At 44.0% G+C, this 10971-nt stretch carries 11 protein-coding genes and 1 tRNA gene; 5 read left to right on the top strand and 7 right to left on the bottom strand.

All coding sequences use genetic code 11. The features are described from left to right. Together A1D16_RS15040 and murB are read right to left on the bottom strand one after the other, a co-directional pair. Positions 1-648: hypothetical protein (locus A1D16_RS15040; RefSeq protein WP_290710953.1), on the bottom strand; the 648-nt coding region annotated here is incomplete at its 3' end. A 48-nt stretch (positions 649-696) separates the two neighbouring features. Further along, complete coding sequence (murB, locus tag A1D16_RS15035) at positions 697-1722, bottom strand: UDP-N-acetylmuramate dehydrogenase (RefSeq protein WP_290710951.1); 1026 nt, start codon at positions 1720-1722, stop codon at positions 697-699. 21 nt (positions 1723-1743) lie between these two features. Between murB and A1D16_RS15030 the strand changes: the two genes are divergently transcribed. Beyond that, positions 1744-2442 carry an NAD(P)H-binding protein gene (locus A1D16_RS15030; protein ID WP_290710949.1) on the top strand — a complete coding sequence of 233 codons (699 nt, stop codon included), beginning with the start codon at positions 1744-1746 and terminating at the stop codon, positions 2440-2442. Here the strand turns inward: A1D16_RS15030 and priA are convergent. The 3 genes from priA to A1D16_RS15015 are packed head-to-tail and all read right to left on the bottom strand — an operon-like array spanning position 2402 to position 6030. Next, the gene (gene priA / locus A1D16_RS15025; protein WP_290710947.1) at positions 2402-4894 is read right to left on the bottom strand and encodes a primosomal protein N'; all 2493 of its coding nucleotides are present in this window, start codon (positions 4892-4894) and stop codon (positions 2402-2404) included. The genes A1D16_RS15030 and priA overlap by 41 nt on opposite strands. A gap of 5 nt (positions 4895-4899) precedes the next feature. Beyond that, positions 4900-5637, bottom strand: coding sequence for a lysophospholipid acyltransferase family protein (locus A1D16_RS15020; protein WP_290710945.1), 738 nt, complete (start codon positions 5635-5637; stop codon positions 4900-4902). A 9-nt stretch (positions 5638-5646) separates the two neighbouring features. Continuing rightward, the gene (locus A1D16_RS15015) at positions 5647-6030 is read right to left on the bottom strand and encodes a DUF4258 domain-containing protein (protein ID WP_290710943.1); all 384 of its coding nucleotides are present in this window, start codon (positions 6028-6030) and stop codon (positions 5647-5649) included. A 30-nt stretch (positions 6031-6060) separates the two neighbouring features. Here A1D16_RS15015 and mtaB point away from each other — a divergent pair, with 30 nt between their 5' ends. From mtaB to aat, 4 genes are all read left to right on the top strand, one after another. After that, a complete protein-coding gene (gene mtaB, locus A1D16_RS15010; protein WP_290710941.1) occupies positions 6061-7335 on the top strand; it encodes a tRNA (N(6)-L-threonylcarbamoyladenosine(37)-C(2))-methylthiotransferase MtaB in 1275 nt (424 codons plus the stop codon). Between the two features lie 94 nt (positions 7336-7429). Further along, positions 7430-7504 (top strand) — tRNA-Val (locus tag A1D16_RS15005). Positions 7505-7567: 63 nt separating this feature from the next. After that, positions 7568-7867 carry an ATP-dependent Clp protease adaptor ClpS gene (locus A1D16_RS15000; protein ID WP_290710939.1) on the top strand — a complete coding sequence of 100 codons (300 nt, stop codon included), beginning with the start codon at positions 7568-7570 and terminating at the stop codon, positions 7865-7867. A 1-nt stretch (position 7868) separates the two neighbouring features. After that, the gene (gene aat, locus A1D16_RS14995; RefSeq protein WP_290710937.1) at positions 7869-8522 is read left to right on the top strand and encodes a leucyl/phenylalanyl-tRNA--protein transferase; all 654 of its coding nucleotides are present in this window, start codon (positions 7869-7871) and stop codon (positions 8520-8522) included. Here aat and A1D16_RS14990 read toward each other — a convergent pair whose 3' ends face one another. Further along, positions 8523-9254 carry an alpha/beta hydrolase-fold protein gene (locus A1D16_RS14990; protein WP_290710935.1) on the bottom strand — a complete coding sequence of 244 codons (732 nt, stop codon included), beginning with the start codon at positions 9252-9254 and terminating at the stop codon, positions 8523-8525. A gap of 295 nt (positions 9255-9549) precedes the next feature. Further along, on the bottom strand, positions 9550-10878 hold the full coding sequence (locus A1D16_RS14985; protein WP_290710933.1) for an exonuclease domain-containing protein: 1329 nt from the start codon (positions 10876-10878) through the stop codon (positions 9550-9552). Positions 10879-10971 lie beyond the last annotated feature (93 nt).

Below are 10971 nucleotides of genomic sequence, written 5' to 3'. Positions count from 1 at the left end.
GTATAGGACGGTACGCCGATCTTTAGCCACGAGGTTGTTTTTGTAGACAATGATATTTTCGCCATAAGCGCCCAAATAAAATACCGGTTTGAAATAGGACCCTTGAAGTATATGTGCATAGCGGATATCGCGGTTAAGAAAATCCGGCGTTTTAATGAACTTATATCCTACTCCAATAGCTGCACCAACGGCCCCTCTGCGGTACCTCTGGGAATTGCCGGAAACAGGATCGTAATAGTAGTCGTCGAACGATATACTTTTTCCTAATCCGATTAGCGAAAGGCTAAGATCAATGGAACGGCCCGGAGCCAGGCTTCGTTCATAACTCAGCCAGGTATGGCCGAATAACGGCGAAAGAAAATTAAGCTTCAGGGCATTTTTTCGTTGATCCTGGTAAAGAGCAGGGTCTTTGAGTTTCTGGTGATAGGTTTCTACCCTTCCGTTCGCAAACACAATTTTAATTAACCGGATCTTTTCAATTACATAAACGGGGCCGTTCATTTCACCTTCTAAGAGGTATTTAATTTCGTCCACGCCAACTTCGGTAACTTTTGCAGCAATGATCTGACCGTCTTTTTTATGGATTTTATCCTGGGCAAGGGCAACTATGGAGCAGAGAAAGCAGGCAAAAAACAGGAAGATGCGCATGTTTTTTTTCTGCTTGACCTCGAAAACCGGTCAACTGCTGCATAGTGCTTAAATAATATTCACCTCTCTTTCCAGCTGAACACCAAATTTAAACAGAACACTTTCCAGAATTTCCTGGCTCAGGTCATAGATTTCTTTACCGCTGGCATTTCCATAATTCACTAATACCAGGGCCTGTTTTTCATGGCAACCGGCATCGCCTTTCCGGTAGCCTTTCCAGCCGCAACTTTCAATCAACCAGCCAGCCGCTAGTTTAACCGAATTTTCATCCACAGCATGCCCCACGATTTCCGGAAAATGCTGCTTTAACACCTGGAATTTTTCGCGCGGCACCACCGGGTTTTTGAAAAAAGAACCAGCATTGCCGATCTGTGCGGGGTCGGGCAATTTAGAACGCCTGATATTCATGACGGCCTGAGCAACCTGCCGGATGGAAAGATCCTGTACCCCCATCTTTTCCAGTTCTTCCCGGATAGCTCCGTATTGAATGTGAAAAATTGGTTGTTTCCTGAGACGGAATGTAACCGAAAGAATGATGAACTGATCGCGGTAACGATTCTTAAAAACACTTTCTCTATAACCAAAGGCGCAATCTGTGCTGGTAAAGGTTTGTACCTGTTTATCCTGTTTATGGTAGGCTTCCAGGTCCCAGAAAACATCCCGGAGTTCTACGCCATAAGCACCGATGTTTTGCATGGGAGAAGCACCCACATTGCCCGGAATCAGGGAAAGGTTTTCCAATCCTGCCCATCCCTGTTCAATACAATACTGGGTGAATTGATGCCAGTTTTCTCCTGCGCCCGCCTTTACATAGATGTACTCAGGGTCTTCGTGTTGCAGGGTTATACCGGCAATTTCGTTTTTTAGAACCCAGCCATTCCAGTTTTGGGTAAACAAAATATTGCTTCCTCCTCCCAGCACCAGGGTTGATTGCTCCTTTAGAGAACTTTGTTGAACGGCATACAGTATTTCTTCCAGGCTTTCGGTATCTTCAAAGGAAGCGAGGTACCTGGCTGTAGCAGAAATCCCAAAACTGGTGAAAGTTTTGAGTGAACAGTTTTCCAGAATTTCCATACACAATAATACACCAAAGCTATGAGCAGAAAAGCTTGTTTATTAGGCGCCACCGGTTTAATAGGCCAGCATCTTTTACAAGTACTGCTGAAAGATGCTTATTATGAGGAAGTACATGTGCTGGTAAGAAAAGCGCTGGATTATTCAGATCCGAAATTGGTTGTTCATAGTATTGATTTCAGCCAGCCAGCGGCCTATAAACCTGCCATTCAGGGAGCAGAAACCGTATTTTGTGCCATTGGCACCACCCTTAAAAAGGTAAAGGGCGACCGGGAAGCTTACCGGAAAATTGATTATGATATACCGGTTGCAGCTGCGGTTACAGCAGCAGAAGCGGGTGTATTTGGCTTTGTATTGGTTTCCTCTATTGGTGCCGATGCCGCCAATAATAATAATTTTTACCTCAAGCTCAAAGGTGTAGTGGAAGAAGCGGTTTCCAAACAACAGTTGCCGCAGGTGCATATATTCAGGCCGTCCTTACTTTTGGGCAATCGATCAGAAAAAAGAACAGGAGAAAGAATTGCACAGGCATTGGCGCCGGTTTATTCCCTGTTTTTAAAAGGTAGCTGGAAAAAATACCACCCCATTCAGGCAGATCTGGTAGCCAGGGCTATGTTGAAGGCCGCAAAATCCTCTGCGAAAGGAATTTTTATCCACGACTATACCGGAATTATGCAATTCATAAAGGATCCACATCAGGAATCACCAATACCGATTTAAAGAGTGGTTGCTGGTGCAGATGTGCGGTTAATAAGTCTATCTGATCTTTACAATGCTGTAATAAACCCGCTTCTTTCGGAAGTTTTATAACCAGTTCCATCCGGTACTGATTCCTTACCCGGTTCACAACCGGTGCAGCTGGCCCAATCAGGTATTGACCAAAACCAGGTTTTAACCAATTGGCCATTTGCTGGGCAGCCTGGCGTACGGTTTCCTGGTTTTTATGACGAAAACTCAATTGAATCATACGGCTGAATGGGGGGTAACCAAATTGTTGCCGGTTATTCAATTCAAATGCAACAAAATCGTTGAAATTATGCTCCCGCACAAATTCCAATACCGGGTGTTGCAGGTTCCGCACCTGTATTAATACCAGGCCCTGTGCTCCCTTCCTGCCTGCTCTTCCACTCACCTGTTCCATTAACTGAAACCCCCGTTCATTGACTCGAAAATCCGCAAAGCCAAGTATGGCGTCTGCATCCAGGATGCCTACCAGGGCCACCTGGTCAAAATCGAGTCCTTTTACCACCATCTGCGTACCCACCATAATATCTATGCGGTGTTGTTCGAATAACTGGATCAGTGCATCGTGGGCGTGTTTTCCCTTTACTGCGTCTACGTCCATTCGGGCAATTCTGGCTTTGGGAAAAGTTTCCTGCAGGGTTTCTTCTATTCGTTCGGTTCCAAAATTCTGCTGGGTAAAATGATGATTACCGCAGGCTTCGCATACCGATACCGGGGGATAAGAAGTACCACAATAATGACAAACCAGTTTGTTTTGAATTTTATGGAAAGTAAGGGATACATCACAGTTTTTACAGTGGGGTATCCATCCACAGGTCTGGCAAACCTGGTAAGGAGAATATCCCCTTCTGTTTTGAAACAGGATGACCTGTTTGTTTTGCAATAAAACCTCTTCAATTGCGTCCTGCAAAGGCTTTGAAATAATAGGTTTGGAACGGTCGGGGGTGAATATTTTCTTGGTATCAACCAATCTCATTTCGGGGAGCAGCAGTTCTCCATAACGTTGTGTCAACTCCACCAATCCGTATTTTCCCTGTTGTGCATTGTAATAGGATTCCAGGGAAGGCGTAGCCGATCCTAAAAGCACATTAGCGCCAAAAAGGGAAGCCAGGTAAATTGCCGCGTCACGTGCATTATAACGAGGCGCCGGATCCTGTTGTTTATAGGAAGGATCATGTTCTTCATCACATACCACCAATCCCAGTTCTTTAAAAGGAAGAAATAAGGCGGATCGGGCTCCCAAAACTATCCGGGCTTCTCCTGATTTTACTTTGTTCCAGAGCTCGAGCCGTTCGTTGGAATTAAATTTTGAATGGTAAATAACAATATAACCTCCGAAATAGGTTTGTAAACGGCGTATAACCTGTGCCGTTAGCGCTATTTCAGGAAGCATATAGAGGACCTGTTTGCCCTGTAGCAAAACCTCTTCCATGAGTTTGGTATACACCAGGGTTTTTCCGCTTGAAGTAACTCCTCTCAGCAGGCAAACCTGCTTCTGTAGAAAAATCTCCCGGATTGCGGATAAGGCGGCAGCTTGCTGGCTGGTTAGGGTAAATGGAATAGTGATTTCCCTGGGCAGAAAATGAAGCCTGTCAACCGATCTGGATTCTGTGTGAAGTATGCCTTTTTCGATCAATCCCTTTAACTGGGCACTGCTGGCACCCGATTTTTTCAATAAATCGGCTTGCTTCACTTCTCCCTGGGTTTTAAGCAGGTGCAGGTAGGCCAGCAACAATTCCAGTTGTTTGGGTGCCCTTCCCCAGGTATTCATCAGTTCTTCCAGCTTTTCTTCCTGTTGGTACTGAGGGTCAAGGTGTACAAAACTTTCTTTTTTTTCCTTATAGGTTTGTTTTAATTCCTCCCAAACAAAACAAACCTGCTTTTCCAGCAAGCGTTTAATTACCGGGTAAACATGCGTGGCGTCCAGGATTTGCTGCACTTCTACCAGTTTTAGCTCTTTTCTGATCAGCAAGGCTTCTGCTACCAGAAACTCCTCTTCGTCCAGATGCGCAAAATCCTCGCCTACTGCATCATTAAACAACAAAACAGTTTCACTACTTAGCTTGAAATGGGTAGGCAGCGCGGCTTGCATTACCTCCCCTTCCGAGCACATATAATAGTTGGCCATCCATTCCCAGCAGGATAATTGCTGCGGGTAAACTATCGGCTGTTCATCCAGTACATTCAGGATGGGTTTGGGATCAAAAGCCGTAGGGGCTTCTGTATGTATTCGTTTTACTATTCCTGCATATTTTTTATTTCTCCCCAATACCACTTCTACCCGAATGCCCGGTTGCACGGCAGTTACCCATTCTGGCGGTAGTTTCCAGGTAAAGTTCTTGGGCAAGGCAAGCGGAATCAATACCTCCACAAAATGAGCAGGTACTGTTTCAGAAACTGTAGGATCGTATGGAAACAGAGATTCCAACTGTACTATTTGTAGGTGTTTATGCCTTTTTCCATTTCCTGGTATACTTTTTCTTTAAGTTCGCTGAGGCCGTCCTTAGCATATTCATTCACAGAAACCAGCGGTAAATATACAGCGCGGCATTTACCCGGGCTCAGTGAAAACACGGATTTATAATGCAGCCTTTTAACTGTATCCGGGAAAATAAGAGGTTGAATCGGTGTTTGTGTTTCCAGCGCAATCCTAAAAGCTCCATCGTAAAATGATTTTAGAGGAGCACCCGTTTCATTAAAAGTGCCTTCGGGGAAAATAAAGATAGAAATGCCTTTTCCCAGTATTTTTTTGAGGGTAAAAACGGATCGCTGCCGTTGTTCGGGATCCTTCCTGTTCACCAGTACTACCGCGTTTCGGTAAACAAAGCCAAAAATGGGAATACTGGCCATTTCCTGTTTTCCCAATACCCGCACCGGTTCGCGGATAATTTTTACTATCATGGGAATATCCATATAAGAAATATGGTTGGCTACAAAAATGCAGGGCCGGCTCTCCCGGTTTTTTTCTTCGTGAATGATTTCTGTACGAATACCTATCAGCAATAACCAGGCATCGGCCCACCAGCTACAGATCCTGTAAATCATTGTACCACCACGGATTTTTCCAAATAAAGAAGCGATGAAAAAAAAAGGAAGAAGAAGCAATAGCAGCAGGATAAACAGGACAAATCCATAAATGCTGTAAATGGTTTGAACAATTTTCTTGATCATGTAAAGGAATTAGTTACAGGTACAGGAATAGTCTTTTTCCAGGTCGATGCAGGTTACCAGCTTCAGGGCTGTTTCGCAATCCGCTAAAATTAACCGGATATGTTGCCGGTCTGTGTTGGAATAGCCTTCAATAGCTACAGTTGGACAGGGCCGGTCATCCGGCGCAGATTTTTGGAGGTTCACCTGACCATTGCGGATAATTTCTTTCACTTCCTGTTCCGAAATATGACGGCATTCCATGCGACATTTAGCATGTTTAGTATATACTATTTCATCAATTCTATCTATAAATGGTTTATTACCAGCGGGTTCAGTAGAATTATTATTTTTTAAATACCAGGCTGCAACCAGTACCAACATCAACAATAAATAGAAAACCGGGCTTTTCCGCATGGCATCAAATCTACGTATCTTTGCGGCCCTATGGCGGAAAAAAGATCAGTTGCTTTTCACACCCTCGGCTGTAAACTTAATTTTTCAGAAACCTCGGCTATTGGCCGGATGATGGAAAAAGAAGGCTTTGTCAAAAAATCTTTTGACGAAACAGCAGATGTATACGTGATTAATACCTGCTCTGTAACAGACAATGCAGATAAGGAATGCCGTCAGTTGGTAAGGCGTATTCAGCGTCGGGCGCCGGAAAGCATGGTTGTAATAACCGGTTGTTATGCGCAGTTAAAGCCTGCTGAAATTGCCCAGATACCCGGGGTAGATCTTGTGTTAGGCGCTGCAGAGAAATTTAATATCGCCCGTCACCTGGATGCGTTAACCAGGGGAGATGCCAAAAAAATCAACAGTTGCGATATTGCGGATCTAACAGGCTTTACCGCTTCCTGGTCGGTGAATGACCGTACCCGAACTTTTCTAAAAGTTCAGGATGGTTGCGATTATAGTTGCTCGTTCTGTACCATTCCTATGGCCAGGGGCAAAAGCCGGAGCGATAGTATTGCCAATGTGGTGCAAAACGCCACCCAGCTTGCCGCTGACGGCGTAAAAGAAATAGTGCTGACTGGGGTAAACCTGGGTGATTTCGGTAAGGGACCCGATGGAAATAAAAAGCACGAAGAAGACTTTTATTCTTTAATCCAGGCGCTTGACGAGGTGGAAGGCATTGAACGGTACAGGATTTCATCGATCGAGCCCAATTTATTAACGAATGATATTATCCGCTTTGTAGCCCGCAGCAAACGCTTTATGCCACATTTTCATATACCCCTGCAAAGCGGCAGCAACAGCATTTTGTCGTTGATGCGTCGGCGGTATAAGCGGGAACTATATGCCGACCGGGTGCAGCTTATTAAGTCCTTACTACCCCATGCTTCTATTGGCGTGGATGTAATCGTTGGTTTCCCTGGCGAAGAGCAGGCTGAATTCCGGGAGACCTTTGATTTTCTTCACGCGCTCGAAATCAGCTACCTGCATGTATTTACCTATTCTGAACGCGATAATACGGTGGCGCTTGGTATAAAGCCGGTAGTTTCTGTTGCAGTACGAAATGAACGAAACAAACAGTTGCGCAACCTCAGTTATATGAAGCAACAGTATTTTCAACAACAGCACGAGGGGCAAAAAAGAGCTGTTTTGTTTGAAGGCCATGAAAAAAATGGAATGATGGAAGGATATACGGACAATTATATCCGGATTACCGCTCCTTTTCAGAAGGAACTCGTTAATCAGGTAGTCGATTGGACCATTTGAGGTTGAAATAGTTAGAAAAAAATTTTGCAGAAAACATTCAGCCCTTATCTTTGCAATCCCGTTTAACAAAACGGTTGTTCTTTAGATAAAAATTGGAAGCATAGCTCAGCTGGTTCAGAGCATCTGCCTTACAAGCAGAGGGTCCGCGGTTCGAATCCGTGTGCTCCCACAAAATTTCAAGCCTCGCATTCGCGGGGCTTTTTTTTTACTTTTGTAGCAAAGTTTTTTTGTTATGTTCAATTACAAGGAAGGTGCGGAACATGAATTCAAAGTGGAAGTGGATGTGCTTACCGACACAGGTACCCCATACCAGCTTATTGTTTGGAATGATGAAGTCAACACATTCGACTGGGTTATTGAAACACTGATTTCCGTATGCGGGCATACTCCCGAACAAGCCGAACAATGTGCTTTATTTATCCATACAAAAGGAAAATATGCGGTAAAAAACGGTGAGTATGACGACCTTAAAACCATGTGTGATGCCATTACCGATCGGGGAATAGGCGCTACGGTTGAAATTACTGCCTGATATGCCCCTTTATCTCCTGGACGAAACCCTGGCATTTCCCCCGGTAGAAATGGCCCTGGAAGATGGTTTACTGGCTGTTGGAGGAGATTTATCTCCAGAACGATTATTACTTGCCTACCGGTCGGGTATTTTTCCCTGGTACGATGAAGAACCTAAACTCTGGTGGAGCCCCGATCCGCGTTTTGTTTTATTTCCCTCTGAATTACGCATCAGTAAAAGCATGCGCCCTTACCTGAACCAGGGAAAATTTGAATTCAGGATCAATTCGTCTTTCCGAAAAGTAATGGAATCCTGCAGTCAGGTAGCCAGGAAAGGCCAAGCAGGCGGTACCTGGATTCAGCCGGAAATCATTGACGCTTATTGCCAACTCCATGAAGCCGGTTATGCAATCAGTGCCGAAGCCTGGGAACAGGATCAATTAGTAGGCGGTTTGTATGGAATACGGATGGGCCCCTTCTTTTTTGGTGAAAGCATGTTTTCCCAGAAGCCCAATGCCAGCAAATTTTCATTTATTAAACTGGTCAGGCACCTCCAGGAAGAAGGCGTTGAACTGGTCGATTGCCAGGTATATACCCCCCACCTCGAATCGCTTGGCGCCCGGATGATTCCGCGTGCCAGGTTCATAGAACTGTTACAAAAAGAATTTGCCGTTTAATCAGAACCTGGTGCCCAGGTAATGAGGCAACATTTTTCGCCAGGTAGGCCAGTCATGTGTCATGTCGGCACCCCAGATATCAAGTTCATACCAAATTCCTTTATTGTATAGCACATCTGCCATTCGACGGGCTGCATCCGGGTCTTCATGTGCCCCGCTTCCGCTAAGCAGGTGGATATGATGACTGGAACGGATCTGTTCCAATACCCCATGATCGGTTAGGTTGGGCAGGTAATGAGCCGGACTATTATAATATACATCCTCATCAAAATAACCCTTGGTATATTCTGTTAGATCATATACCCCGCTCATGGCAATGCAACCATTAAGAAGATCAGGGCGCTTAAAAAACAGGTTGGCCGAATGTAATGCGCCAAAAGAAGCACCGCTTGCAATGATCGCCGTATCAACAGACGTATTCATCCGGATAAAAGGAATCACTTCATTAAATACATAGTCATTCCATTGCTGATGCCGTATAGATTTATGCCGGGGATCCATATAATCGTTCATCCAGCTTTCGCGGTTAATGCTATCTATTGAAAAAACTTTCACCTTACCGCTTTCAATAAATGGTGCAATGGCATCCAATAGTTGAAAACGCTCATATTCCAGGTAGTCTGCCGCAGCAGTTGGTATTAGTAAAAGTGCAAATCCATAATGACCATAAACGGCTATCGGCATTTCTTTCTGAAGTGCGGGACTGTACCAGGAACTGAGTTCTCTCCTCATAAAAAGGGTTATTTAACTGAAAATAATTCAAAATCACTAGCTTAAGTAGCCAAAAGCAACAAAAATTGGCAAAATCTGTTTAATTCCTTAAATTTAAAATGTGTGTTACCTTAACAGGTAAATCGCTTACCCCTTTGAAACCATCGTTGGCATCTAATCATTTTGAAGAACTAAATGGTTTTTTATGAAACGATTGTTCGATTTGTCTCAGGCAAGTACGACCAAATTAGTAGTTATTGTACTTGCGCTTTACGCTGCCATTGCCATCGTTACCTTCGTGGTATGGAGCTAAAAATTAAGCATCTTCCAGCGGAATATTGATTTTTGCGCCGGAAGTTACCGACTGATAAAGTAGCCCCCTGATAAAATCATTATCAGGAGACGGGGAAAGCTTTTCCTTCCATTTATCTACCTGGCTGTCAATTTCATAGGGATTTTCCATATATCCCATTCCATAAAACTGTCCTTTTTCCATCAGGTAAACAGCGTACCGGTTCGGCTGGTAATAGTCTTTTTCAACAATAGCTGTACTCGGATATTTCCTGCGCAAGCTTTCTATGGTCTGGTTCAACTGGTAATTGTACAATTTTACCAGGTCGTCAGATCCCTGTTCCACCTGCAGGTCCTGTACCTCCATACTTTCCTTTACCCGACGTATAAACTGATGACCTTCCTGCAGCAGATTAAATGTATATATTGCCGGTAGGTTGTTTTTCTTTTTTTCGATGATGAGTTGCAGTTTGCCATTTCTGTTCTCAAAACAATATAAACCATATCGGTGATGGTATTTTTTCTGACTCCGGTTAAACGGTGGCCATAATTTCCTTATTTCCTGGCTTTCTAAAATAAGCGCCATTAATTCACTGGCACAGGGCGTGTACCTTATATGGTATACCTGCCGCAATAATTCCTGCTTTCTTTTGCCTTTATCATTGTTGGAGAAATGCGTCCGAACCCTTTTCTGCAAATTCACTGCCTTACCCACATAAAGGACTTCTTTTTTAGCCGACTCAAAATAATAAACACCCGGACCATTGGGTAACTGCTCCAATTCTTCCAAGGATAAATGCGGAGGTAAAAACTGCTCAGCATGTTTAGACTTGGCAATTGAGATAAATTTGTTATCCGGATCGGCCGTTATCATTTTTTCCAATAACAAACTGGTAGCACTGGCATCCCCTTCCGCGCGGTGGCGGTTCGTAAGTGGAATGGATAGGCTGCGACACAAATTGCCTAAACTGTAACTGGGTAAACCTGGAAATATTTGCCGGGCCATTCGTACCGTACAGATTTTTTTTACCCGTAGTGGAAAACCACAGGCACTCAACTGGTGCTGCACAAAAGAAAAATCAAAATTTACATTATGCGCAACAAAAATGCGGTTCTGCAACAGTTGATAAACCATTGGAGCCAGTTCCTGAAAGCCAGGTGCGTTCACCACCATTTCATTGGAAATTCCGGTAAGGGCAGTAATATGCCGGGGTATTGTTATACCCGGATTAACAAGGCTGCTATAACGACCTTCCTCTTCCCGCCCATTGTGCAGGATGATAGCGATTTCCGTAATCGCATTGGACGAAGCAAAGCCTCCGGTGGTTTCAATATCAACAATGGCAAATTGCAAACTAAACAATTGAACGTAAAAAGTTATTCCGCATTTACGGTAATTCAAATGTAGGCTGCTCTGCTCAAAAAGAAAAATAAAATACTAAAAATA

It is taken from the genome of Flavihumibacter sp. CACIAM 22H1 (genome assembly GCF_001601815.1).
Lineage (GTDB): Bacteria > Bacteroidota > Bacteroidia > Chitinophagales > Chitinophagaceae > Flavihumibacter.
This window is presented reverse-complemented; position numbering and strand designations above follow the sequence as displayed.

Bases quoted from the DNA above. Each gene is read 5' to 3' on its own strand.
- A1D16_RS15015 (WP_290710943.1), bottom strand. From the start codon at position 6,030: ATGCGGAAAAGCCCGGTTTTCTATTTATTGTTGATGTTGGTACTGGTT.
- A1D16_RS15030 (WP_290710949.1), top strand. From the start codon at position 1,744: ATGAGCAGAAAAGCTTGTTTATTAGGCGCCACCGGTTTAATAGGCCAG.
- A1D16_RS15020 (WP_290710945.1), bottom strand. From the start codon at position 5,637: ATGATCAAGAAAATTGTTCAAACCATTTACAGCATTTATGGATTTGTC.
- murB (WP_290710951.1), bottom strand. From the start codon at position 1,722: ATGGAAATTCTGGAAAACTGTTCACTCAAAACTTTCACCAGTTTTGGG.
- mtaB (WP_290710941.1), top strand. From the start codon at position 6,061: ATGGCGGAAAAAAGATCAGTTGCTTTTCACACCCTCGGCTGTAAACTT.
- aat (WP_290710937.1), top strand. From the start codon at position 7,869: ATGCCCCTTTATCTCCTGGACGAAACCCTGGCATTTCCCCCGGTAGAA.
- A1D16_RS15000 (WP_290710939.1), top strand. From the start codon at position 7,568: ATGTTCAATTACAAGGAAGGTGCGGAACATGAATTCAAAGTGGAAGTG.
- A1D16_RS14990 (WP_290710935.1), bottom strand. From the start codon at position 9,254: ATGAGGAGAGAACTCAGTTCCTGGTACAGTCCCGCACTTCAGAAAGAA.